At 71.5% G+C, this 22,899-nt stretch carries 27 protein-coding genes and 1 riboswitch; of the genes, 8 read left to right on the top strand and 19 right to left on the bottom strand.

The genetic code is table 11. The features are described 5' to 3' along the window. Nucleotides 1–9: 9 nt before the first annotated feature. Both ACZ6TB_RS14840 and ACZ6TB_RS14835 read right to left on the bottom strand, forming a co-directional pair. The gene (locus ACZ6TB_RS14840; protein WP_465554480.1) at nucleotides 10–1,872 is read right to left on the bottom strand and encodes an FtsX-like permease family protein; all 1,863 of its coding nucleotides are present in this window, start codon (nucleotides 1,870–1,872) and stop codon (nucleotides 10–12) included. After that, a complete protein-coding gene (locus ACZ6TB_RS14835) occupies nucleotides 1,869–2,621 on the bottom strand; it encodes an ABC transporter ATP-binding protein (RefSeq protein ID WP_465554478.1) in 753 nt (250 codons plus the stop codon). The genes ACZ6TB_RS14840 and ACZ6TB_RS14835 overlap by 4 nt, the downstream gene beginning before the upstream one ends. Before the next feature lie 126 nt (nucleotides 2,622–2,747). On the opposite strand from ACZ6TB_RS14835, the gene ACZ6TB_RS14830 reads away from it, so the two are divergent. Next, complete coding sequence (locus tag ACZ6TB_RS14830) at nucleotides 2,748–3,206, top strand: hypothetical protein (protein WP_465554476.1); 459 nt, start codon at nucleotides 2,748–2,750, stop codon at nucleotides 3,204–3,206. Here the strand turns inward: ACZ6TB_RS14830 and ACZ6TB_RS14825 are convergent. Together ACZ6TB_RS14825 and ACZ6TB_RS14820 are read right to left on the bottom strand one after the other, a co-directional pair. After that, on the bottom strand, nucleotides 3,199–4,200 hold the full coding sequence (locus ACZ6TB_RS14825; protein WP_465554474.1) for an LLM class flavin-dependent oxidoreductase: 1,002 nt from the start codon (nucleotides 4,198–4,200) through the stop codon (nucleotides 3,199–3,201). The two genes, ACZ6TB_RS14830 and ACZ6TB_RS14825, sit on opposite strands and share 8 nt — an antisense overlap. A 9-nt stretch (nucleotides 4,201–4,209) precedes the next feature. Further along, nucleotides 4,210–4,902 (bottom strand): class I SAM-dependent methyltransferase, encoded by a 693-nt coding sequence (locus ACZ6TB_RS14820; protein WP_465554472.1) that lies wholly within the window; start codon nucleotides 4,900–4,902, stop codon nucleotides 4,210–4,212. Between the two features lie 45 nt (nucleotides 4,903–4,947). Here ACZ6TB_RS14820 and ACZ6TB_RS14815 point away from each other — a divergent pair, with 45 nt between their 5' ends. Genes ACZ6TB_RS14815 through ACZ6TB_RS14805 form a run of 3 tightly spaced genes read left to right on the top strand, consistent with a single transcriptional unit; the run spans nucleotide 4,948 to nucleotide 6,427 of the window. Then, nucleotides 4,948–5,694, top strand: coding sequence for an SDR family oxidoreductase (locus ACZ6TB_RS14815; protein WP_465554470.1), 747 nt, complete (start codon nucleotides 4,948–4,950; stop codon nucleotides 5,692–5,694). Nucleotides 5,695–5,706: 12 nt separating this feature from the next. Continuing rightward, nucleotides 5,707–6,033, top strand: a complete 327-nt coding sequence (locus ACZ6TB_RS14810; protein ID WP_465554468.1) for a hypothetical protein — start codon at nucleotides 5,707–5,709, stop codon at nucleotides 6,031–6,033. Nucleotides 6,034–6,061: 28 nt separating this feature from the next. Beyond that, entirely contained in the window at nucleotides 6,062–6,427 is a 366-nt protein-coding gene (locus ACZ6TB_RS14805) for a MerR family transcriptional regulator (protein WP_465554466.1), read from the top strand. Here ACZ6TB_RS14805 and ACZ6TB_RS14800 read toward each other — a convergent pair. From ACZ6TB_RS14800 to ACZ6TB_RS14750, 11 genes are all read right to left on the bottom strand, one after another. Beyond that, a complete protein-coding gene (locus ACZ6TB_RS14800; protein WP_465554464.1) occupies nucleotides 6,406–6,615 on the bottom strand; it encodes a nuclear transport factor 2 family protein in 210 nt (69 codons plus the stop codon). The two genes, ACZ6TB_RS14805 and ACZ6TB_RS14800, sit on opposite strands and share 22 nt — an antisense overlap. A gap of 53 nt (nucleotides 6,616–6,668) precedes the next feature. Further along, nucleotides 6,669–9,146 (bottom strand): phenylalanine--tRNA ligase subunit beta, encoded by a 2,478-nt coding sequence (gene pheT / locus ACZ6TB_RS14795; RefSeq protein ID WP_465554462.1) that lies wholly within the window; start codon nucleotides 9,144–9,146, stop codon nucleotides 6,669–6,671. A 5-nt stretch (nucleotides 9,147–9,151) separates the two neighbouring features. Further along, entirely contained in the window at nucleotides 9,152–10,213 is a 1,062-nt protein-coding gene (pheS, locus tag ACZ6TB_RS14790) for a phenylalanine--tRNA ligase subunit alpha (protein WP_465554460.1), read from the bottom strand. A gap of 120 nt (nucleotides 10,214–10,333) precedes the next feature. Next, nucleotides 10,334–11,299, bottom strand: a complete 966-nt coding sequence (locus ACZ6TB_RS14785; protein WP_465554458.1) for an alcohol dehydrogenase catalytic domain-containing protein — start codon at nucleotides 11,297–11,299, stop codon at nucleotides 10,334–10,336. Nucleotides 11,300–11,346: 47 nt separating this feature from the next. Next, nucleotides 11,347–12,123, bottom strand: coding sequence for a TrmH family RNA methyltransferase (locus ACZ6TB_RS14780; protein WP_465554456.1), 777 nt, complete (start codon nucleotides 12,121–12,123; stop codon nucleotides 11,347–11,349). Nucleotides 12,124–12,190: 67 nt separating this feature from the next. Then, the gene (rplT, locus tag ACZ6TB_RS14775) at nucleotides 12,191–12,583 is read right to left on the bottom strand and encodes a 50S ribosomal protein L20 (RefSeq protein ID WP_465554454.1); all 393 of its coding nucleotides are present in this window, start codon (nucleotides 12,581–12,583) and stop codon (nucleotides 12,191–12,193) included. Nucleotides 12,584–12,622: 39 nt separating this feature from the next. After that, nucleotides 12,623–12,817 carry a 50S ribosomal protein L35 gene (gene rpmI, locus ACZ6TB_RS14770; protein WP_433294896.1) on the bottom strand — a complete coding sequence of 65 codons (195 nt, stop codon included), beginning with the start codon at nucleotides 12,815–12,817 and terminating at the stop codon, nucleotides 12,623–12,625. 54 nt (nucleotides 12,818–12,871) lie between these two features. Then, nucleotides 12,872–13,498 (bottom strand): translation initiation factor IF-3, encoded by a 627-nt coding sequence (gene infC / locus ACZ6TB_RS14765; RefSeq protein WP_465554636.1) that lies wholly within the window; start codon nucleotides 13,496–13,498, stop codon nucleotides 12,872–12,874. A gap of 309 nt (nucleotides 13,499–13,807) precedes the next feature. Next, nucleotides 13,808–14,251, bottom strand: a complete 444-nt coding sequence (locus ACZ6TB_RS14760; RefSeq protein ID WP_465554452.1) for a PH domain-containing protein — start codon at nucleotides 14,249–14,251, stop codon at nucleotides 13,808–13,810. 139 nt (nucleotides 14,252–14,390) lie between these two features. Further along, on the bottom strand, nucleotides 14,391–15,233 hold the full coding sequence (gene hisG / locus ACZ6TB_RS14755) for an ATP phosphoribosyltransferase (RefSeq protein WP_465554450.1): 843 nt from the start codon (nucleotides 15,231–15,233) through the stop codon (nucleotides 14,391–14,393). Between the two features lie 45 nt (nucleotides 15,234–15,278). After that, complete coding sequence (locus ACZ6TB_RS14750; RefSeq protein WP_465554448.1) at nucleotides 15,279–15,542, bottom strand: phosphoribosyl-ATP diphosphatase; 264 nt, start codon at nucleotides 15,540–15,542, stop codon at nucleotides 15,279–15,281. Nucleotides 15,543–15,619: 77 nt separating this feature from the next. Between ACZ6TB_RS14750 and ACZ6TB_RS14745 the strand changes: the two genes are divergently transcribed. The 4 genes from ACZ6TB_RS14745 to ACZ6TB_RS14730 all read left to right on the top strand — a co-directional run bounded on the left by ACZ6TB_RS14745 (nucleotide 15,620) and on the right by ACZ6TB_RS14730 (nucleotide 18,763). After that, the gene (locus ACZ6TB_RS14745) at nucleotides 15,620–16,489 is read left to right on the top strand and encodes an ABC transporter substrate-binding protein (RefSeq protein ID WP_465554446.1); all 870 of its coding nucleotides are present in this window, start codon (nucleotides 15,620–15,622) and stop codon (nucleotides 16,487–16,489) included. After that, nucleotides 16,486–17,334, top strand: coding sequence for an amino acid ABC transporter permease (locus ACZ6TB_RS14740; protein WP_465554444.1), 849 nt, complete (start codon nucleotides 16,486–16,488; stop codon nucleotides 17,332–17,334). The genes ACZ6TB_RS14745 and ACZ6TB_RS14740 overlap by 4 nt, the downstream gene beginning before the upstream one ends. Then, complete coding sequence (locus ACZ6TB_RS14735) at nucleotides 17,334–18,074, top strand: amino acid ABC transporter ATP-binding protein (RefSeq protein WP_465554442.1); 741 nt, start codon at nucleotides 17,334–17,336, stop codon at nucleotides 18,072–18,074. Before ACZ6TB_RS14740 ends, ACZ6TB_RS14735 begins: the two co-directional genes overlap by 1 nt. 119 nt (nucleotides 18,075–18,193) lie before the next feature. Then, the gene (locus tag ACZ6TB_RS14730; protein ID WP_465554440.1) at nucleotides 18,194–18,763 is read left to right on the top strand and encodes a hypothetical protein; all 570 of its coding nucleotides are present in this window, start codon (nucleotides 18,194–18,196) and stop codon (nucleotides 18,761–18,763) included. A gap of 49 nt (nucleotides 18,764–18,812) precedes the next feature. Here the strand turns inward: ACZ6TB_RS14730 and ribH are convergent, their stop codons facing one another. From ribH to ribD, 4 genes are read right to left on the bottom strand one after another with little or no spacing between them, the layout of a single operon-like run. Next, the gene (gene ribH, locus ACZ6TB_RS14725; protein ID WP_465554438.1) at nucleotides 18,813–19,289 is read right to left on the bottom strand and encodes a 6,7-dimethyl-8-ribityllumazine synthase; all 477 of its coding nucleotides are present in this window, start codon (nucleotides 19,287–19,289) and stop codon (nucleotides 18,813–18,815) included. Nucleotides 19,290–19,333: 44 nt separating this feature from the next. Then, the gene (locus tag ACZ6TB_RS14720; protein WP_465554437.1) at nucleotides 19,334–20,539 is read right to left on the bottom strand and encodes a bifunctional 3,4-dihydroxy-2-butanone-4-phosphate synthase/GTP cyclohydrolase II; all 1,206 of its coding nucleotides are present in this window, start codon (nucleotides 20,537–20,539) and stop codon (nucleotides 19,334–19,336) included. Next, nucleotides 20,539–21,129 carry a riboflavin synthase gene (locus ACZ6TB_RS14715; RefSeq protein WP_465554634.1) on the bottom strand — a complete coding sequence of 197 codons (591 nt, stop codon included), beginning with the start codon at nucleotides 21,127–21,129 and terminating at the stop codon, nucleotides 20,539–20,541. The genes ACZ6TB_RS14720 and ACZ6TB_RS14715 overlap by 1 nt, the downstream gene beginning before the upstream one ends. Before the next feature lie 32 nt (nucleotides 21,130–21,161). Next, nucleotides 21,162–22,217 (bottom strand): bifunctional diaminohydroxyphosphoribosylaminopyrimidine deaminase/5-amino-6-(5-phosphoribosylamino)uracil reductase RibD, encoded by a 1,056-nt coding sequence (gene ribD, locus ACZ6TB_RS14710; RefSeq protein ID WP_465554435.1) that lies wholly within the window; start codon nucleotides 22,215–22,217, stop codon nucleotides 21,162–21,164. 136 nt (nucleotides 22,218–22,353) lie between these two features. Further along, nucleotides 22,354–22,536, bottom strand: a riboswitch (FMN riboswitch). Nucleotides 22,537–22,899: the final 363 nt, after the last annotated feature.

Here is a 22,899-nt window from a genome sequence, read left to right as displayed (position 1 = left end):
GGCCCGGGTCTACTCGCGGGCGGCCAGCAACGAGATCGGGGACGGGCGGGTTGCGGACCATGAGGTGATCAGGCTGGTCGCGGCGGTGACCAGCAAGGCCACCGCGCACACCGCGCCGATCAGGGGCCAGGGCATGGAGATCGTGCCGTGGCCGGTCACGGCCGATGTCGCGGCCGCGGCGGCGATGAAGGAACCCGCGGCGGCCACGGCGCCCAGCAGCAGCGCTGCCACCGTCACGGCCGTGGACTCGACCAGGGCCGAGCGGATCACCTGGGGGCGGGTCAGGCCGGTGATGCGGGCCTCGGCGAACTCGCGACGGCGGGCGGCGGCGCCGATCACGATCGAGTTCACCACGCCGATCAGGGCGTAGAGGCCGCCCAGGCCCATCACGACCAGCATGATTTTGTCGCTTGTGGACTGGCGGTCGGTGGCGTCGGCGCGCAGCCAGTCGTCGACGGCCGAGACGGCGCCGAGGCGGGACAGGGCCGCCCGCACGGTGGCGGGGTCGGCGCCTCGGTCGAGGGTGACGAACGAGTGGGTCGGGGCGGCGGCCAGCACCGAGGCGGGCACCAGGCCGGCCGGCATCAGCAGGTCGGCGCCGCCGCTCATGGCGGGCGGGACCGAGGCGACCACCGGCACCGGGCCCAGGTCGGCCTCGGGGACCTGGAGGCGGATCGTGCCGTGCCGGGGGACGTCGCCGCCGGGACCGGCCGCCACGGCGCGGCCCTGCAGGGCGTGCAACGCGGAGCCGGCCGAGTGGGCGGCGGCGTAGGCGGAGGGCGTGACGACCAGGGCCATGCCCGTGTCGGTCTCCGCGTCTTCGCCGTGGCCGGTGGTGAACGTGACCGGCACCGACGTCTCGGAGGAAACGGAGGCGACACCCGGCACCGAAGCGATCGCGCCGGCCGGACCCGTGGCGCTGACGACCAGGTCGGCGTGGGTCTGGCGGCGCAGCTCGTCGACGCCGGAGGCGGTGAACGACGCGCTCGCGCCGGCCGTGCCGACCACGAGCGCGACCAGGACGATCAGCGGGGCGGCCACCGAGGCGCTGCGGCGGCGGGCGTCCCACAGGTTGGCCCGGGCCAGCACGCCGACCGCGCTCGTGCCGGTGGGCAGCAGGCGGCCGAGCAGCGGGACGACCAGCGGGCTGAGCGCGGCCGCGGCGATGGCGGCCGGCAGCGGCACGTTCATCGCCATCGCGGCGGCGCCGGCCGGGCCGCCGTGCGGGGCGACGATGACCAGGGCCAGCGCGCCGCCGAAGAAGATCAGGCCGGCCAGCCAGCGGGTGACGGTCATGACGCGAGCCGCCGTGCCGGTCTCGCGCAGGGCCTCGAGCGGGCGCACCCGGCCCGCGCGGCGGGCGGCCACCATGGCGCCGGCGACGGCCAGCACGATGCCGGTGCCGACCGACACCGCGAGGATCCACTGGCGCCACTGGCCGCTGAAGCTGTCGGGGACGAAGCCCATCCGGCGCATCAGCCAGGTCTGCGCGGCCATCACGGCCAGGCCGACCGGCACCCCCGCGGCCGCGCCGAGGCCGCCGAGCAGCACGGCCTCGCCGAGCAGGCGGCGGGTCACCTGGCCGCGGCTGCTGCCGACCAGGCGGAGCAGCGCGAAGTCGCGGCGGCGCTGGGCGACCGTGAACGCGAACGTCGAGCTGATGATGAACCCGGCCAGGAACGTGGCGATGCCCAGCACCAGGCCGAGCATCGAGACGACCGCGGCCGTGTTGTCGGTGAACTCCATCCGCTCGGCGGCGCTCAGGCCGGGCGGCGGGTCGAAGGTGGCCGCCGAGATGAGCAGCAGCAGGGACGACTGCACGAGGGCGACCCCGAGCATCACGGAGAGGAAGGCGCCGGCGAAGAGTTTCATCGCGCGTCCTCCAGACTGGCGAGCCGGTCGGCGACCTGGCGCGGGCCGGCGCCGGCCAGTCGGTCGACCACCCGGCCGTCGCGCAGGAAGACGACGGCGTCGGCGCGGGCGGCGGCCATCGGGTCGTGGGTGACCATCACGATGCTCTGCCCCGCGTCGGCCATCGACCGCAGCAGGTCGAGCACGACCCGGGCGGCCGAGGAGTCGAGCGCGCCGGTCGGCTCGTCGGCGAACAGCACGTCGGGGCGGGTCACCATGGCGCGGGCGATCGCCACCCGCTGCTGCTGGCCGCCGGAGAGCTCGCGCGGCCGGTGGCGGGCGCGGTCGGCGAGGCCGACGGCGGCCAGCGTCTCGCGCACCTCGGCGCCGCGCGGGCGGCGACCGGCCAGCTTGAGCGGAAGAGCGACGTTCTGCGCGGCGGAGAGCGAGCCGATCAGGTTGAAGCTCTGGAAGACGAAGCCGATGCGCGTGCGGCGCAGCGTGGTCAGCTCGCGGTCGCGGGCGGTGGTGAGGTCGGTGTCGCCGAGGAGCACCTGGCCGGCGTCGACCCGCTCGAGGCCGGCCGCGCAGTGCAACAGCGTCGACTTGCCGGAACCGGACGGGCCCATCACGGCGGTCCATCCGCCGCGGGGGAACTCGATCGTCACGTCGTCGACGGCGCGGACCGCCGCGGGGCCGCGGCCGTAGACCCGGCTCACCCCGCGCAGTGTCACGGCCGCATCTGCCCTGGTCATGGTCGTTGTCGTCATGAGGAAAACGCTAGGGGAAGCATCGGCCGATGTCGGTATCGCCAGCCACCGTTCCGAGGGTAGGGCCAGCCATACCTGAGCCTTGCTACTCATGCGACGGCGACGGCCGGCACATAGGTTCGGGACATGGCGAAACGACGGAAATGGCCGTGGGTGGCCGGGGCGGTCGTCCTTCTCGCGCTGGCCGCGGGGGTGACGATCTGGGTCGTACGCGATCCGCTCGTCCTGCCCGGAGACCACGAGGTCGAGGTCTACGCCGTCGATGATCAGATCTCCACCGTGGTGGCGGAACCGCCCGGCGTGATCGGCCGTGCCCTCGGCATGTGCGACGCCGACACCTACTACGCCAGGGACGGCGACCGGCACCTCTGCCTGGTTCTGAGCGGCCCCCTGGGCAAGGTCCGGGCGAGCCGCGCGGACGGCCGGGTGACCGTCGCCGCCGCCGACGTGCCCGCGCTGAAAACGATGGCCGCCCAGGACCAGGCGACCACGACCCTGGCGCTGATGGCCGGCGGCCCGGCCGCCCTGATCCCGGTGACGAGCCTCGCCGAGGGGCAACCGGTGAAGGTCACCGCCCTCAGCTAGCCGGCTTCCATCCCAGCGCGGGGCCGAGCCGCCCGGCTATATCTCCCAAAATCTGGATATAGTCGGCGGGCTCGAAGCTGAACGGCAGCGCGAACGCCACCTCGTCGATCTCCTGGTAGGCGGCATGAGCGAGGAGCCGCGCCGCGATCTCGTCCGAGGACCCGACGTAGTCGATCGAGAAGAGCATCCGAGCCGGACCCTGAGGAGCCGTCGTCCGCGGCGTGCGCTTCTCGGCGTACGCCCGATATTTCACCTTTTGTTCGGATGTTGCGCCGTCGGTCGGGATGACGACGAGCCCCTGACTGACGCGCCCCGAAGGGTTGAATGTCCGGAATGTTCGAACGTGGGACAACTGGATCTCGGCGAACGAGTCGTCCGACTCGGCCTTGACCACACTGGAGGTCAGGAAGTTCATGCCGTGCTCACCGGCCCACTGCGCCGACCGCAGGCTGGCCCCGCCGTACCACATGCGCTCGCCCAGCCCCGGCGAGTGCGGCTCGACCCGGTTGGAGAAGACCTCGAACCCCTGCACCCCGCCGAAGTCGGACGCCTGCTCGCCGCGCACGAACGAGAGGAGCCGCGAGACCCGGGCGTAGGAGAAGTCCTCGGCGGCGGAGGTGTCGGGATAGAGCGCCTCCCGGACCGTCTCGTAGTTCATCGGCGGCCCGACCGAGACGCCCGGGTTGAGCCGCCCGCCCGAGAGCAGGTCCACCGTGGCCAGATCCTCGGCCAGCCGCAACGGGTTCTCCCAGCCGAGCGGGATCACCGCGGTGCCCAGCTCGATCCGGGACGTGCGCTGCGAGGCGGCCGCCAGCACCGCGACCGGCGACGAGATCCCGTACTGGAGATGCCGATGCCGCACCCAGGCGCTGTCGAAGCCGAGGTCCTCCCCCCGCTTGATGATCTCCAGGGTCGACTCGTGCCCGGCCCGCGGGTCGGCCGGGTCGAACAGTCCGATCGTGAGAAAACCCAGCTTGCGCAACGGTTTCGCCATCACGGCTCCTCAGCCGACCGGGGACGCGGCCACCCACGTCCCCGAGGGGTCGAGATAGCGCGACACGACCAGCCCGGCGTCGCGCAGCGCCCGCTCGAACTGCTCGACGCTGAGCGGCCGCGAGCGGAAGGTCTGGGTCCATCGCGCGCCCGGGAAGTCGTACTCGACGTGCACCTCGCGCACCCCGTCACCGACGTCGTTCGAGGCGACCACCCGGCTGATGCCGTCGCCGGCCGGCCCCTGCCGCGGGATCTGGGTGTGCCAGCCGGCCCCCTCGCGCTGGATGATCACCGTGCCGGCCGGCTCGACGTGCTGCCGGCACACCCGCAGCATCCGCTGCCGGACCCCGGCGTCGGGCGCGTGCACGAGGAACGAGCTGAGCCACACGACGTCGAAGGTGCGACCGAGCGCGAGGTCCTCGATCGAGCCGCGAACGGTCTCGGCCCCCTCGTCCACCGCGGCGAGCATCTCGGCGCTCTCGTCGACGGCGGTCACCCGGTAGCCGAGCCGGACGAGCGGACCGGTCACGCGCCCGGCGCCGCAGCCGAGCTCGAGGAGACTGGCCGGCGGCGGCACGACCGAGGCGATGATCTGCGGCTCGTCCCGCACCGGCAGGCGCCGATAGAGATCGACCGAGCATCCGTCGGGGGTGAAATCGCCGGGACCGCTGCCCGCGTACCCGGGCCGATGTCGTTGTTGCACAAGATCTAGCCTGTCACGGAATCGCCCGCCGGGTAGGTTCGGCCGATGACGATCTTCGGCAGCGCGCTGGTGACCGGCGCCTCCCGCGGCCTCGGACCTCATCTCGCGCGGCGTCTCGCCGCGGACGGATGGCCGGTCGCGGTGAACTTCCGCTCGGACCCGGACGGTGCGGCGCGCGTGGTGTCCGAGATCGAGAAGGCGGGCGGGAAAGCTGCGGCTTTCCGGGGCGACATCACCGACGAAGCAGATGTACGCGTCATGGCCGCCGCCGTCTCCGGCAGGCTCGGCGATGTCCAGGTGCTGGTGGTCAACGCCACCGGACCGCAACCGCTCGTGCCGGCCGAGGAGGTCACCTGGCGGCAGCATCTCGACCAGCTCGAGTTCTTCGTGAAGAGCCCGACGCTGCTGATGCAGGCCACCATCGCCGGCATGAAGCGGTTCGGCACCGGCCGGATCATCCACATCGGATCGGACATGTTCGAGCGGGCGCTGCCCGGCGCGAGCGCGTACAACGCCGCCAAGGGGGCGCAGATCGGGCTGGCCCGCACCTGGGCGCGCGAGCTCGGCCCGTACGGCGTGACCACCAACGTGGTCGCGCCCGGCTGGATCCCGGTCGAGCGGCACGGCGAGGTCACCGCGGAGGACAGCGCCGGCTACCGCGACGAGGTGCCGCTGCGCCGGATGGGCACGCCCGCCGACATCGCCGACGTGGTGTCGTTCGTCGCGTCCGACGCGTCGCGGTTCGTCAACGGCGAGAGGATTACCGTGAACGGCGGGCACACCATCGACTGAGGGGCTTCCACGATGCGGCAGGCGTATGCGCACGGCGCGGTGCTCTCCGGGGTGTCCGAGGAGGGCGCGCCCGGTGCGGCCGTCACCGTCGCGCTGTGCGGGCACTGGGAGCACGAGCCGCCCTGCCCGCTCGCGCCGCACCACACCGCCGTCACCCGGGACGGCGACACGCTGCGGCTGCGCATCCTGTTCGCCACCGAGCCGCACCACGTCGACGAGGTGCGCGGCCGCATCGACGAGGCGCTGGCGGCCGGCGACTGGCGGCTGATCGAGTCGGGTTGCGTCCGGGTGGCGAGCGAGGAGCGCGACCACGCCCGCCGCCTGCTCAAGTCCCGATGATGTGCGGCCCCGACGTAATCTGACGGGCATGTCGTCCGCCACCTACACGCCCGGGCAGGTCGTCGAGAAGACCGGCTTCAGCCTCGACACGCTGCGCTACTACGAGAAGATCGGCCTGCTCGACGGCGTCGGCCGCACGGCCGGCGGCCGCCGGCAGTACCGCGACGACGACGTGGGCTGGCTCGAGATGCTGCGCTGCCTGCGCGACACCGGCATGCCGATCGCCCGGATGCTCGAGTTCGCCGAGCTCACCCGCGACGAGGGCACCATCACCGACCGCATCACGCTGCTCGAGGAGCACGACCGCGACATCGAGGAGCGCATCGAGACGCTGCTGCGCCAGCGCGAGCACATCCGCGGCAAGATCGCGTATTACCGCTCGGTCCAGCGGTAGATCTGCCCGTCCCGCAGCTCGTAGGAGCCGGGCGCGCGCAGCTCGGCAAGATGGGCGAAGACGTTGGTGCGGCCGCGGATCGTGCGGCCGCCCGATGTCCAGTGCAGGTAGGGGTGCAGCAGCGGGACGAGCGCCGCCCGGTCGTCCCGGGCGGCGGCGTCCAGCACGGCCGCGACGATGTCGTCCACGCCGCAACGGTAAGGCAGCCGGGCCCGCGGCGAGGCCGCGAGCCCGGCGAGCGTCACGCGCCGCGCAGGGTGGCGCCGAACCTGGACGCCACCGCGGCCACCGCCGCGTCCCGGGCCGCGAGGGCCTCCTCCGAGGTCAGCGTGCGGCCGGGCGCGCGGAACGTCAGCTTGTAGGCCAGCGAGCGCTTGCCCTCGCCGAGCTGGTCCGACTCGTACACGTCGAAGAGCGCGACCGACTCGAGCAGCTCACCCGCGCCCTCGGCCAGCGCCGCCTCGACCCGCGCGGCCGGGACCGTGCGGTCGAGCACCAGCGCCACGTCGATCAGCGCCGGCGGGAACGACGAGATCTTCACGCCCTGCACGACCGGCGCGGCCGGGATCGCGGTCAGGTCGATCTCCATGGCCACCGTGCGCTTGGGCAGCTCGAGCGCCGAGACGACGGCCGGGTGCAGCTCGCCGGCGTGCCCGATCACGACGCCGTCGACCGCGATCGCCGCGCACCGGCCCGGGTGCCAGGGTGCGAGCTCGGCCGCCTCGACGGTCACCCGCGCGGCGTCCATGCCCGCGGCGGACAGCGCGATCCGCGCCGCCTCGACCGCGTCGGCCCAGGTTGCCGTCCGGCCGCCGCCCCACCAGCCGGACGGCTCGAACTCGCCGGTCAGCACGGCCGCGAGATGCCACGGCTGGTGCGGCAGGAACGCGTTGGCGGCCGCCCAGTCCTCGTCGCTCGGACGCCGGTCGACGCCCATCGCCGGCGGCGGCGTCGACGAGGCGCCGGGCAGGAACACCGAGCCGATCTCGTAGAGCGCCAGGTCGCGCAGGCCGCGGCCGAGGTTGCGCTTGAGGGTGCCGAGCAGCGGCGCCAGCAGCGACGTGCGCAGCAGCGGCTCCTCCTCGGACAGCGGGTTGGTCAGCCGCACGGCGCTGCGCCGGGGGTCGTCGGCCGGGTAGCCGAGCGCGTCGGCGAGGCCGGGCGCCACGAACGGGTAGGACAGCACCTCGGCGTACCCGTTCTCGGCCATCGCCCGCCCGACCGTGCGGCGCCGCCGCTGGGCCGGGGAGACGCCGCTGCCGCCGCGGGCCGGGGGTAGCAGGCTCGGGATGTCGTTGTAGCCGCCGAGCCGGGCGACCTCCTCGACCAGGTCGATCGGGGCCAGCAGGTCGGGCCGCCAGGTCGGCGGGACGACCTCGAGCGGGCTCACGCCGGTGACCGTGCAGCCGACCCGGTTCAGCAGGTCGACGACGCTGTCGGCGGGGTAGGACACGCCGATGCGCTGGGCCGGAAGGGCGGGATCGAGCAGGATCAGATCCGGCGCCCGTACGTGATCAAGGTCGAGAACCCGCTCGTCGACGGTGCCCCCGGCGTGCGCCGTCAGGATCTGCACCGCCCGCTCGAGCGCCGCCAGCGTCAGCGACGGGTCGACCCCGCGCTCCCACCGCTTGGCCGCCTCGCTGAACAGCTTGTGCCGGCGGGCCGTGCGCCCGACCATGACCGGGTCCCAGTGGGCGGCCTCGAGCAGCACGTCGACCGTCTCGGGCTGCCACTCGCTGGTCTCGCCGCCCATGACCGCGGCCAGCGAGATCGGGCCGGTGTCGTCGCAGATCACCATGTCCTCGGCGTCGAGCACCCGGGCGACGCCGTCCAGGGTGGTCAGCTTCTCCCCGGGCCGCGCGCGGCGTACGACCAAGGCGCCCTTGATCTCGTTGAGGTCGAAGACGTGCATCGGCTGCCCGAGCTCGAGCATCAGGTAGTTGGTGATGTCGACCGGCAGCGAGATGGTGCGGATGCCGGCCGCGACCAGGCGGCGCTGCATCCACTCGGGCGAGGGCGCGTGCGGGTCGATGCCGCGCACCACCCGGGCCGAGAACCGGTCGCAGCCCACGGTGTCCTCGACGGTCACCGGGTGCGGCGCGTCGGCGGTGCCGCCGGGGGCCTCGATGCGCGCCGGGTCGGTGAAGGCGGCCTCGAACGCGTACGACAGCTCGCGGGCCAGGCCACGCAGGCTCATCTCGTACCCCCGGTCCGGGGTGATCTCGACCTCGACCACGACGTCGTCGAGCCCGACCGCCGGGCGCGCGTCCTGACCGGGCGTCGCCGACCCGGCCGGCAGCACGATGATGCCGGAGTGGTCGCCGGACAGCCCGAGCTCGGCGGCCGAGCAGATCATGCCGTTCGAGTTGTGGCCGTACGTCTTCCGCGCGCCGATCTGGAAGCCGCCCGGCAGCTCGCCGCCGGGCAGGATGACCACCACGAGGTCGCCCACGGCGAAGTTCCGCGCGCCGCAGACGATCTCCTGCGGCACGTCCCGGCCGACGTCCACCGTGCAGAACCGGATCGGCTTCTTGAAGCCGGTCAGCTCCTCGATGGTCAGCACCCGGCCGATCACCAGGTCGCCCTTGACCGTGGCGGCCTGGTCGACGATCGACTCGACCTCCATGCCCAGGTTGGTGAGCGCCTCGTCGAGCCGCTCGGTGGTGAGGCCGGCCGGCAGCTCCACGTAGTCCCGGAGCCACGAGAGTGACGTCTTCATCGCGCTCAGACCTCCATGCCGAAGTTCGCGGTGAACCGCACGTCGCCCTCGACGAGGTCGCGCATGTCGCCGACGCCGTTGCGGAACATCAGGGTGCGGTCGACGCCCATGCCGAACGCGAAGCCCGAGTACCGGTCGGGGTCGATGCCGCAGGCCACCAGCACCCGCGGGTTGACCATGCCGCAGCCGCCCCACTCGACCCAGCGCGGCCCGTCGCGGTGCTGGGCGAACCAGACGTCGAACTCGGCGCTCGGCTCGGTGAACGGGAAGTAGTGCGGCCGCCAGCGGGTGCGCGCGTCGGCGCCGAACATCGCCTTGGCGAAGTGGTCGAGCGTGCCGCGCAGGTGGGCCATCGTGATGCCCTCGTCGACGACCAGGCCCTCGATCTGGTGGAAGACCGGGCTGTGCGTGGCGTCGAGCTCGTCGGAGCGGTAGACCCGGCCCGGGCAGACCACGTAGATCGGCGGCTGCTTGGTGAGCATCGACCGCACCTGGCCGGGTGAGGTGTGCGTGCGCATGACCAGGCCGGGCAGGTCGACGTAGAAGGTGTCCATCGAGCCGCGGACGGGGTTGTCGGGCCCGATGTTCAGCGCGTCGAAGTTCGCCCACTCGAGCTCGAGCTCGGGGCCCTCGACCACGTCGTAGCCCATGCCCGCGAACAGGTCGCCCATGTGCTCCATCAGCGAGGTGACCGGGTGGCGGGCGCCGCGCGGACGGCGGTCCCACGGGAGGGTGACGTCGACGCGCTCCTCGACCAGCACCCGCGCGGCCCGCTCGACCTCGAGCGCGGCGTGCCGCTCGTCGTAGGCGGCCTGGACGGCCTGCCGGGCGATGTTGACCCGCTTGCCGGCGTCGGACTTGGCGGCCGGCGGCAGCGAGCCGATCTCCCGGCGGGCGAGCGAGATCGGGGAGCGGTCGCCGAGGTGGGCCGGCTTCAGCGCGCCGAGGGCGTCCAGGTCGGACGCGGCGTCGAAGGCCCGGCGCGCCTCGGAGACGGCGCTGTCGAGCGCGTCTTCCGAGAGCAGGGCGGCCTGCTTGGGATCGTAAGGATCATTGCGGTAGGACATGGACTCCCTCACACCGTTTTAGCCATCGGGCAGTGTACGGAGGAGCGGCTGGGCCGCAGCCCGCCGGTCAGGGAGTCAACGCGCAGAAGTCAGATCCGGCGCCCGCGACCAGCGGGCCGGCTAAACAGCGTCATCGGGTCCGACATGTCCGTCAGCATACCCGGTGGTCGCGACGACGATGCCCCCGGCCCGCGCGACCGGATCGTCCATCGCGGTCAGCGCCGCCCCGGCCTCGGCCAGCGGAATCACCGCGTGGATGAGCCGCCGGAGATCGAGCCGCCCGCTCACCACGAGGTCGATCATCGGCGGGTAGTCCACCGCCGCCATCCCGTGCGAGCCGACCACCGAGAGCTCCCGGGAGACGACCAGGTCCCACGGCAGCGGCGCCCGCGCGTCCGCCCCCAGCATCAGCCCGACCTGCACGTGCCGGCCACCCCGGCGCAGGCTGCGCACCGACGCCATGGCCGTCGCGGCCGAGCCGTAGGCGTCGACCGCGATGTCCACGTCGGCCGGCGTTTCCGGCGCCGCGCCGAGATCGAGCGCGGCGGCGAGGGCAACCGGCGACGGATCCACGGCGTGAACCCGCGCGCCCAGGGCCACCGCGATCATCACCACCGAGAGCCCGACGCCCCCGCAGCCGAAGACAGCGACCGACTGACCGGGGCGCACGCCGCGCAGGGCCCGGAAGGCGGTGGCGAACCGGCACCCCAGCGCCGCCGCCTCGACGAAGCCGATCTCGTCCGGCAGCCGGACCAGGTTGGTGGCGGCCGCGCGCACCACGACCCGCTCGGCGAACGACCCGTGATGGCTGAAGCCCGGCTGGGTCTGGTCGGGGCAGATCTGCGCGTTGCCCGACCGGCAGTAGTCACATCGGCCGCAGCCGTTGACGAACGGCGCCGTGACCCGGTCCCCTTTCGAGAACCCGGCTGCGTCCGACTCCAGGACCACGCCGGCGAACTCGTGGCCCGGCACGTGCGGAAGCTCCACCGGGTCGTGCCCGCGCCAGGCGTGCCAGTCCGAGCGGCAGACTCCGGTGGCCCGCACCTCGATCACGGCGCCGTCAGCCGGACAAATCGGGTTTTTCACGTTTTCGAGGGTGATGGGACCGCCGATCGCGTGGTAGACCAGCGCCCTCATCGGTGCGCCCGCGCCGACGCGTAGAGGCAGACGGCCGCGGCGGCGGCGAGGTTGAGGCTCTCGGCGCCGCCGTAGATCGGCACCCGCACCCGCCGGTCGGCCTCGTCGAGCAGCTCGCGCGGCAGCCCGTGCGCCTCCGACCCGAAGATCCACGCGGTCGGCCCGTCCAGCGCCCCCTCGTCGAGCAGCGTGTCGAGGTCGTCGGCGCCGTACCCGGTGGTGGCGAGCACCCGCAGTCCGGCCTCCCGCAGAGCGGGTACCAGATCGAGGCCGGTCCGCACGACGTCGACGTGGAACAGCGAGCCCGCGGACGCCCGCACGCACTTCCCGTTGTACGGGTCCACGGCGTCGCCCGCGAAGATCACGGCACCGGCGCCGGCCGCGTCGGCGGTCCGCAGCACCGTGCCGGCGTTCCCCGGGTCCCGGATCTCGGCCGCCACCACGACGAGCCGGGGCCGCTTGGCGAGGGCGCCGGCGAGCGGGACGTCCATCTGCTCGCAGACCGCCACCAGGCCCTGCGGCTGCACCGTCTCGGCCAGGGCGGCCAGGGCGTCCTCGTCGACGGCCGACACCTCGGGCGCGAGCACCGCGAGGTCGCCGTGCCGGGTCAGCGCGCCTTCGGTGCCGAACAGCTCCAGCACCACGCCGGCGTCGAGCGCCTCCCGGACCGCCTGCGGCCCCTCGGCCAGGAAGCGGCCGCTCTGGTCGCGATCCCGGCGCCGTTGCAGGCGGCGGGCCGCGACGACCCTCGGCGTACGCGTAGTGAAAGTCATCGCCCCTCGAAGCAAAAGCGAGACGCCCCCCGAAAGAGATCGGGAGGCGTCTGCGGTAACGCGTGGATCAGGCAGCCTGGGCGGCCGCGCCGCCGGTGCCCTCGGCCGCGACGGCAGCGCGCGCGACCTCGACGATCGCCGCGAACGCGGCGGGGTCGTTGACGGCCAGCTCGGCCAGGATCTTGCGGTCCACCTCGACCTCGGCCAGCTTGAGGCCCTGGATGAGGCGGTTGTAGGTCAGGCCGTTGGCCCGGGCGCCCGCGTTGATGCGCGTGATCCACAGCTGGCGGAAGTCGCCCTTGCGGTCACGCCGGTCGCGGTAGGCGTACTGCATCGAGTGCAGCACCTGCTCCTTGGCCTTGCGGTACAGCCGCGAGCGCTGCCCGCGGTAGCCGCTCGCGGTCTCGAGCAGGGTACGGCGCTTCTTCTGGGCGTTGACAGAACGCTTGACGCGTGCCATTTCGGTACTCCTAACAGGGGAACGTGTGTGGCGCGCGCGTCAGCGGCCCAGCAGCTTCTTGACTCGCTTGGTGTCGGCCTTGGCCACGGTGACCGTACCGGTCATCCGGCGAGTGACCTTGGACGACTTGCTCTCGAGCAGGTGGCGCTTGCCGGCCTGCTCGGTGACGAGCTTGCCCTTGCCGGTGACCTTCACCCGCTTGCCGGTACCGGTGTGGGGCTTGAACTTCGGCACTTGAAGCCTCTTTCTGATCTTTCCGTCCGGCCGGAGCCGGACGGAAAAGCTTGATTAACCTGCGGTGGTGTCGGTGTCTTCGGCCGCCGTTGTCGCGGCACCATCGCCCTCGCGCGGCTCCCGCGGCGGGCGGGCGTTGGCCGCGACCGTCGCAGCAGCAGCTGCCTTGGTGGCCCGATGGGGGGCCAGCACCATGATCATGTTTCGGCCGTCCTGCTTCGGACTGGCCTCGACGAAGCCGAGCTCCGAGATCTCCTCGCTGAGCCGGCGCAGGAGCCGGAAGCCCAGCTCGGGGCGGCTCTGCTCACGACCGCGGAACATGATCGTCACCTTGACCTTGTCGCCCGCCTTGAGGAACCGCACCACGTGACCCTTCTTGGTCTCGTAGTCGTGCGGGTCGATCTTCGGGCGAAGCTTCATTTCCTTGATGACGGTCTGCTGCTGGTTGCGCCGCGCTTCGCGGGCCTTGAGTGCGCTCTCGTACTTGAACTTGCCGAAGTCCATGAGCTTGCACACCGGCGGCCGCGCCATCGGAGCAACCTCGACCAGGTCCAGATCGACATCCGCGGCCAGCTGCAGGGCGCGCTCGAGCGGCACGATGCCGACCTGCTCACCCTCGGGGCCGACCAGTCGGACCTCACGAGCCCGGATCTGTTCGTTAACGCGTGGTTCGACGCTGATGGGGCCTCCTCAGAACGGTTCATTCACGCTGCCCGGTTCCCCAACCGCGCGGCGTGGCCAATGTCGGTCGGCCTCCGGTGTCCTCTTACGGACGCCGAGAAAGCAGAAGGCCCCGTACGCGCTGAAGCAGCGCATGCCAGGGCCCGCTCGACCGGTCATCGGCGCCCATGAGGACGCTCCCCGGGCTCGAAATATTTCTTCGAGCCGGGTGACCGGACCCGCGCGCCTCGAGGACGGCGGGTGGGAGCCAGCGGGCTCCTCTTTCGCGCCCGCACATGAATGCGGGCGTGGTCGACTGCTGGAAGTCTATCAGGCGTTCACGGCGGCCGAATGCAGGGCCCGGAGCGCCCGTACGCCGTCGACCGCGTAGTCCTTGTCGGCGGCCTGCAGCGCGTGGATCGACACCTGCTCGTCGTCGTGCAGCTCGAGCTGCGCCCACGGCGAGTTGCGGTCGAACCGCACCGCCCGCACCACCGACCAGGGCAGGTCGTAGCCGCCGACCACGTTACGAATCTTGATGTGGTCGGCGTCGGCCACCACCCGGGGCCGGCAGAACGCCAGGATCCCGAGGGCGATCAGCACCCCGAGCCCGATCATCGCGGTCTGGTCGCCCCGCTCGAACTGGCCCGAGTTGTCGAAGCCGCTCGACCCGTGCAGCCCGAAGCTGATCGCGGTGAACAGCACGAGCACCCCGCCGGCCGCGATACCCGCGACCAACCGGATCTTCTTCGGCCGAAACGTCACCGTCTCCACCCCCTCAACCTACAACCGGGCGATTGCCGTCGATGAGATGGTGCTCGGTTTTCGACGCCGCGGGGTTTGCGGTGACGGAAACCGATCGCCATCTCATCGACCTCGAGGGCAATCGCCCCCGCGGAGCGGAGCGACGCCATCAGAGTCTGCAGTTGGCTATGTCGGTGACCAGGATGGCCCGGGCGCCGATCTCGTACAGCTCGTCCATGATCTTGTGGGCCTCGGCCCGCCGGACCATGGCCTGCACCGCGACCCAGCCCTCCCGGTGCAGCGGCGACACCGTCGGCGACTCGATGCCGGGAGTCACCGCCGTCGCGTTCTCCAGCAGGTCGGCGCGGACGTCGTAGGCGAGCATCACGTAGCTGCGGGCGACCAGCACGCCCTGGAGCCGGCGGATCAGCTGGGACATCCCGGCCGGCGCCTCGCCCGCCCGGCCGATCAGGATCGCCGACGAGCGCAGCAGCGGCTCGCCCAGCGTGACCAGGCCGGCCTGGCGCAGCGTCGCGCCGGTCTCGACCACGTCAGCGATCAGGTCGGCCACACCCAGGCGCACCGCGTTCTCCACGGCGCCGTCCAGGCGTACGACATCCGCCTTGAGATCGTTGTCGGCGAGATAGCGCGAGACCACGCCCGGGTACGCGGTGGCGATGCGCCGCCCGCCGATCTGGTCGGTGGACTCGATCGTGCCGGCCGGCGCCGCCCAGCGGAACGTGGCCCCGCCGAACGCCAGGTCGACCAGTTCCTCGGCCGCCACCCCGGAGTCGACCAGCAGGTCCCGGCCGGTGATGCCGAGGTCGAGGTCGCCGGTGCCGACGTAGGTGGCGATGTCCCGCGGGCGCAGGTAGAAGAACTCGACGTTGTTGGGCTCGTCCCGGCAGATCAGGTCCTTCGGGTCGGTGCGCTGGCGGTACCCGGCGTCGCGCAGCATCTGCGAGGCCGGCTGGGAGAGGGTGCCCTTGTTCGGAATGGCGATGCGCAACATGGACGTACTCCTTCGGTTTTCCACATATTGGACAAAGGGGGTACGTCAGAGATGTCGATACACGTCCTCGAGATCGAGACCGGTCGCGATCATCAGGACCTGAGCCTGGTAGAGCAGCTGGGAGATCTCCTCGGCGGCCCGCTCGGGGCCCTCGTGCTCGGCGGCCATCCAGGACTCGGCCGCCTCCTCGACGACCTTCTTCCCGATGAAGTGGACCCCGCGCTCCAGGGCCATGACGGTGGACGACCCCTCGGGACGCGTCTCCGCCTTCTCCCGAAGCTCGGCGAACAGCTCTTCGAACGTCTTCACGGCCGCCATTGTGACAACTCATCACGGGATCGATACGAACGACCCCCGCAGGTGAGACGTGCCCTAGGCTCCCCGTCATGGTCAGCCGAAACACCCTCACCTCCGTCGGCGGCGCCGCGCTCACCCTCGCCGCCCTCGCGGCCTGCGCGCCCGCCGACGAGAACACCACGCCCAGCGCGTCCGCCTCGGTCTCCGCGAGCACGTGCGCGCCGGGAGCACTGTCGACGAAGACCGCGGGCAAGCTCACGATCGGCACCGACAACCCCGCGTACGAGCCGTGGTTCAGCGACAACAAGCCGAGCAACGGCAAGGGGTTCGAGTCGGCCGTGGCGTACCAGGTCGCCCAGCGTCTTGGCTACGCCGCCGAGAACGTGACGTGGGTCTCTGTGACGTTCAACAACGCGATCGCGCCCGGCCCGAAGTCGTTCGACTTCGATGTCAACGAGTTCTCGATCACCGACGACCGCAAGAAGGCCGTCGACTTCTCGTCGCCGTACTACCTCGTCCGGCAGACCGTGATCACCACGAAGAAGTCGAAGATCGCGAACGCCAAGTCGATCGCCGACCTCCAGTCGGCCAAGCTCGGCGCCCAGGTCGGCACGACCAGCTACCAGGCGATCACCGACGTGATCAAGCCGAGCGCCAAGCCGTCGGTCTTCAACTCCAACGACGACGCCAAGGCCGCCCTGGTCAACGGCACCGTCGACGGCATCGTGGTCGACCTGCCGACGGCGTTCTACATGACCGCGGCCGAGCTCGACGACGGCGTGATCGTCGGCCAGCTGCCGCAGGTCGGCGTGCCCGAGCAGTTCGGCCTCGTGCTCGACAAGGGCTCGGCGCTGACCGGCTGCGTGAGCTCCGCGGTCGACCAGCTGCGCCAGGACGGCACCCTCGCCGTACTGGAGAAGACCTGGCTCACCGCCGGCGGGGCGCCCGAACTCCAGTGAGCCCAGAAGTCCATCGTCCGAGTGACCTACAGCTAGGGCGGATCGCCTTCCGGAAGCGGCAGGCGATCCGCTCGGTGCTGCTCGCGGCGCTCTCCACCGCCGTCCTCGGCACGCTGCTCGGAGTGCTGATCACCGGCGCCCCCGGCTGGGCGCGGGTCAAGCAGTCGTTCTTCGACGGCGGGATCGCCCGCGAGTACCTGCCGGCCATCCTCGAGGGACTCTGGCTCAACATCCGGCTGTTCTTCGTCTGCGCGGCCTGCGCCCTCGTGCTCGGGCTGGCGGCATCGGTGCTGCGCACCCTGCGCGGGCCGGTGTTCTTCCCGGTGCGGGCGCTGGCGACGGTCTACACGTACACGTTCCGCGGCCTCCCGCTGATCATCACGATCTACCTGTTCACGTTCGGCGTCCCGGGCCTGCGCCTGCAGGGCATGCCGGACGTGGTGGTGCTGGGCGGCGCGGCGATCACGATCACGTACGGGTCGTACATCGCCGAGGTGCTGCGAGCGGGCATCGAGTCGGTGCACCCGAGCCAGGTCGCGGCCGCGCGCTCGCTCGGTCTCACCTACCGGCAGTCGATGCGGCACGTGGTGCTGCCGCAGGCCGTGCGCCGGGCCTCCCCCGCGCTGCTCAACGACATCGTGTCGATGCAGAAGGACGTCGGCCTCATCTCGCTGGCGGGCCCGATCGACGCGATCCGAGCGGCCCAGATCGCCAGCGCCGAGACCGCGAACTTCACCCCGTACGTGGTCGCCGGTGTGCTCTTCGTTTTGTTCGCCCTGCCGCTCATCGGGATCACCGACTGGGTGACGCTGCGCGCGGCCCGACGCCAGAACGCGGGGACCTGATGGTGCTGACCTGCACGGACGTGCGCAAGACGTTCGGCGACGCGGTGGTGCTCGACGGCCTCGATCTCACCGTGGACGAGCACGAGGTGGTGGCGCTGATCGGCGCGTCGGGCTCGGGCAAGTCGACGCTGCTGCGGTGCGTGAACCTGCTGGCCGAGGTCGACGACGGGACGATCGAGCTCGACGGCGAGGACATCACCAACCCCAAGATCGATCCCGATGTCGTACGCCGGAAGATCGGGCTCGTCTTCCAGAGCTACAACCTGTTTCCGCACATGACCGTGCTCGACAACATCATGCTGGCGCCGGTGAAGGTCCACGGGCGGCGCCCGTCCGATGTTCGCGACCAGGCGATGGACTGGCTTTCCCGGGTCGGTTTGTCGGATCGATCGGGCAGCTACCCGGATCGGCTCTCCGGCGGCCAGCAGCAGCGGGTGGCGATCGTGCGGGCGCTGGTCAACTCGCCCCGGCTGCTGCTGCTCGACGAGGTGACCTCGGCGCTCGACCCCGAGCTGGTCGGCGAGGTGCTCACGATGATCCGCGACCTCAAGGGCGACGGGATGACCATGGTGCTGGCGACCCACGAGATGGGCTTCGCCAAGCAGGTCGCCGACCGGGTCGCGTTCCTGGACGGCGGCCGGGTCCTCGAGCAGGGTCCGCCGGCCCAGGTGCTCGGCGATCCGGTCGAGGCCCGCACCCGGCAGTTTTTGGCCCGAATTATCGAGGCCGGGCGGCTATAGCCCCGTTTTCCTCTTCTTGCAGGCGCTAGATCGCGGTCCACATTGATCACTGGAAACGCGATAGGTTCCCGGCAATGCCTCAATGGGGGAGGAAAACGGGGATGAAACGTAAATTCGTCGTGCTCGCCGCCGTGCTGGTCGCGCTGCTGGCGGCGCCATTCGCACCGACGATGGCCAATGCGGCGCCCAGCGGCGGTCAGTCGGCCGTAACGGTCGCCGACATTCTGCGCACCAATCCGAAGGCCAAGCAGGTGGGCCCGAATATGGTGCAGGTGATGCCCGGGGTCAACATCGTGGTGCCGCCGGCCGCGACGGCGGGCAAGAGCAGCCTGGCGTCGGTCGGTTCGAGCGCGGTGCTGTGCTCGTACAAACACCTCTGCGCCTACGAGGCCTTCCTGGGAATCGGCTCCGAGGGCGGCGTCTACATCGATTTCTACAACTGCGCCAGCTACAACCTCGGCCAATATCGCTATCCCGATTTCGTCTACGTCGGGTCGGCGGCCGGGCCGAAATGGAACGACCGGATCAGCGCCGTTTTCGACAATCAGACGTCGGGTGCCAAATACGCCTCGTTCTACAACTGGACGGGCAGCTCGTGGCAGATGCAACTCGGCATCGGTCACGCTGTCGTCATGCCGTACGTCGGCGACCTCATCAACGACACCATCGACCGGGTCGACGTCTGCTGATCGCCGGAGGTCCGCACCCGCCGCCCTCCGGTGGCGGGTGCGGAAATTCCTACGGCTTGGTGAGCTCGCGGAGCACGAGGGCGGCGTCCAGCGCGGCCACCGTGCTCTGCCAGCCCTTGTCCTCGATCGAGTCCTCGAGGCCGGCGCGGTCGCGGGCCTGCCCGAGGCTGTGCACGGTGAGCACGCCGTGCGCGACCGGGGTCGACTCGTCGAGGGCGATCCTGGTCAGGCCCGTGGTGACCGAGTCGCAGACGTACTCGAAATGCTCGGTCTCGCCCTTGATCACCACACCGATCGCCACCACCGCGTCGCATTGGCGGGCCAGCGCCTGGGCCACCACCGGCAGCTCGACCGCGCCGGCCACCCGGTGCACGACCACGTCGGTCACGCCACAGGCCTCGGCCGCGGACTTGGCCCGCTCGATCATGTGGTCGATCAGGTCGGTGTGCCAGCGCGCGCCGACGATGCCGAGCCGCAGCCCCGCGGCGTCGACGGTTTCCATGTGCGGGTCACCGAAGCCGGCCATGTCCGCCCCCTCTTTTCCTCATTGTCACCCTTTTTACCGCTGGATCAGCCCAAAGCCTCGAAGAGGTGGCCCATGCGGTCCCGCTTGGTCCGCAGGTAGCGCACGTTCTCCGGGTGCAGCCGGACGGGCAGCGCCTCGCGGCCGGTCACCGTGAGGCCGTAGCCCTCGAGCCCGGCCCGCTTCGCCGGGTTGTTGGTGAGCAGCCGCATCGAGCGCACGCCCAGGTCGTAGAGGATCTGCGCGCCGGTGCCGTAGTCCCGGGCGTCGGCCGGCAGGCCCAGCTCGAGGTTCGCGTCGACCGTGTCGAAACCGCGGTCCTGCAGCTGGTACGCCTGGAGCTTGTGCAGCAGGCCGATCCCCCGGCCCTCGTGCCCGCGCATGTAGAGCACGACGCCGCGCCCGGCCTCGGCCACCCGCTCGAGGGCCGCGTCGAGCTGCGGCCCGCAGTCGCAGCGCTTCGAGCCGAAGACGTCGCCGGTGAGGCACTCCGAGTGCACCCGCACCAGCACGTCCTGGCCGTCCCCGATCTCGCCGAAGACCAGCGCCACGTGCTCGCCGCCGTCGACGTTCGCCCGGTAGCCGACGGCGGTGAAGTCGCCGTGCTCGGTCGGCAGCTTCGTCTCGACGACCCGCTCGACCTGCCGGTCATGGCGCCGCCGGTAGGCGACCAGGTCGGCGATCGTGATCAGCGCGAGGTCGTGCTCGATCGCGAACTTCTCCAGGTCGGGGCGGCGCTGCATGGTGCCGTCGTCGTTGACCATCTCGCAGAGCACGCCGGCCGGGCGCAGGCCGGCCAGCACGGCGAGGTCGATCGCGGCCTCGGTGTGCCCGGGGCGGCGCAGCACGCCGCCGGCCTTGGCCCGCAGCGGCACCACGTGGCCGGGACGGGACAGGTCGGTCGGCCGGGTGTCCGGCGACGACAGCAGCCGCAGCGTGCGGGCCCGGTCGGCGGCCGAGATGCCGGTGCTCACGCCCTCGCTGGCGTCGACCGTCACCGCGTACGCCGTGCCCCGCCGGTCCTGGTTGGTGTGGTACATCGGCGGCAGGTCGAGCCGGTCCGCCTCCTCCTCGGTGATCGGCGCGCAGATGTAGCCCGAGGTGTAGCGCACCATGAAGGCCACCAGCTCCGGGGTCGCCATCTCGGCCGCGAAGATGAGGTCGCCCTCGTTCTCCCGGTCCTCGTCGTCGACCACGATCACCGGACGGCCGGCGGCGATGTCGGCGATCGCCCGCTCAATGTCTTCGAACATCATCGGCTCCCCAGCATCTTTTCCACGTACTTCGCGATCACGTCGACCTCGAGGTTCACCGGGTCGCCCGCGCTTTTCGATCCCAGGACGGTCAGCTTCAGCGTGGTCGGGATCAGGCCGACGCTGAACGACTCGTCGTCCACCGCCATGACGGTCAGCGACACGCCGTCGACGGTGATCGAGCCCTTCTCCACCACGTACCGGCTGAGGTTCTGCGGCAGCGAGAACCGCAGCACCTCCCATTCGGACTCGGGCTCGCGCGACAGGATCGTGGCGACCCCGTCCACGTGGCCCTGCACCAGGTGGCCGCCGAGCCGGCTGCCCACGGTGGCGGCGCGTTCCAGGTTGACCTGGCTGCCCGTGGTGAGCGCGCCGAGCGAGGAGCGACGCAGCGTCTCGCCCATCACGTCGGCGGTGAAGACGCCGTCGATGTTGTCGATGACGGTGAGACAGACGCCGTTGACGGAGATCGAGTCGCCGTGCCGGGCGTCGGACGTGACGATCGGCCCGCGTACCGCGATGACCGCGTTGTCGCCTTCATTGACCAGGCGGACGACGTCACCCAATTCCTCGACGATGCCGGTGAACATCAGGTCTCCTTCTGCCTTTTCGTGGGCTCGCATCAGCTCTCCTTCTGCCGGAGCGATGCGGTGAAGCGCAGGTCGGGACCGATCTGCGCGATGTCGGTGAGATCGAGCTCGATGGCGTCGCCGATGGTGGCGACGCCCGCGTCGACCAGGGCGGGCTGGCCGGCGCCGAGCAGCTTCGGCGCCACGTAGCCGATCACCTGGTCGACCAGGCCGGCGGCCAGGAACGAGCCGGCCAGGGTGGGACCGCCCTCGAGCAGCACCGAGCGGATGCCCCGGCCGAAGAGGGCGACGAGCAGGGCATGGAGATCGACGCGGCCGTCCGGCCCGGCGCCGACCTCCTTGGTGGTGACGATCCAGGTGGGTGCGGCGACGTCGCGCACGCGAGCTTTTTCGGGGGTACGCCCGGCGGAGTCGACCACGACGCGCAGGGGCTGCTTGATGGCGAGCGTGCCGTCCTTGAGGTCGCGCACGGTGAGCTGCGGGTCGTCGGCGATCACGGTGCCGGCGCCGACCATGATCGCGTCCATCGTGCCGCGCAGGACATGCACGTCGCTGCGGGCCGGCGCCGAGGTGATCCACTGGCTGGTGCCGTCGGCGGCGGCCGAGCGGCCATCCAGCGTGGCGGCGAACTTCCAGGTCACGTACGGCCGGCCGCGTCGCACCGCGGTCAACCAGGCGACGTTGCCCTGCTCCGCCTCCTTGCGCCGCACGCCGGTCTCGACCTGCACCCCCGAGGCCCGCAGCGTCACGGCGCCACCGGCCGCGACCGGCGTCGGATCGTCCACCGCGATCACCACCCGGCGCACCCCCGCGTTGATCAGCGCGTGGCTGCAGGGCCCGGTGCGTCCGGTGTGGTTGCAGGGCTCGAGCGTGACGACCGCGGTGCCGCCGCGGGCCCGCTCACCGGCCTGCGCCAGCGCGACGATCTCGGCATGCGGCCCGCCGGCGTAGGCGTGGAAGCCCTCGCCGACCACCTCACCCTCGGCGTCGAGCAACAGACACCCGACAACGGGGTTGGGGCTGGTCGTGCCGAGGCCCCGGGCGGCCAGCGCAATAGCGCGGCGCATCGCCTCGTCCTCGGTCACCATGCTGCGTTCCTCTCGGCGCGGTACGGTCACGCGCCGGGGGAAAGCGGGAGAAACGCCGGGAAAAGGACATCAGGGTACGCCAGGCGCACCCCGGTCACGAGCAGCGCCCACAAAAGGCGCCCCACGGTCCGTTTCCGCGCGCTGTCTCCCATCCGGACTGTCTGACCGTGCGGCAGGTGATGCCGCTCGATCAACCGTCGGCCCCGGATTTTCACCAGGTCCACCGTCCGTCATCAAGACCGTCCGGGTCGCGGGCTTACCGACACTTGCGCATCGGATCACCGCCGGTTCGGAATTTCACCGAGTCCCGCCAGCGCGTGGTGGGTTACCCCCGAGTGTGTCACGAACGATCGTCTTTGCCACCACTTGCGCGAGCCATCTCACATCCCGCCCCGAACCCGCAGGTCAGCGATCTGCGCGGCCGCCATTGCCCGCCCGGCCACCGGGGAACGCACCCCGCCGGGCGGCCAGCCGGGGGTGGCAGCGCGGCGGGAGACAGCGTTGGCACGGCGCGGTGAGCGGCCGGCGCGGGGCGCAGCGTGCGTGGGGCGCGGGGCAGGCGCGCGGGGCGCAGCAAGCGCGGATCGGCGCGAAGCCGTGGCGGCGGGAGGTGCGGATCGCCGGGATGGGCGCGGCAGGCACGCGGGCGCGCCAGGCACGCGGGCGCGCCAGGCACGCGGGT

It is taken from the genome of Actinoplanes sp. NPDC051537 (assembly GCF_055586105.1).
Note: the sequence above shows the minus strand (reverse complement) of the source record. Positions and strands in the feature narration are given on the sequence as shown.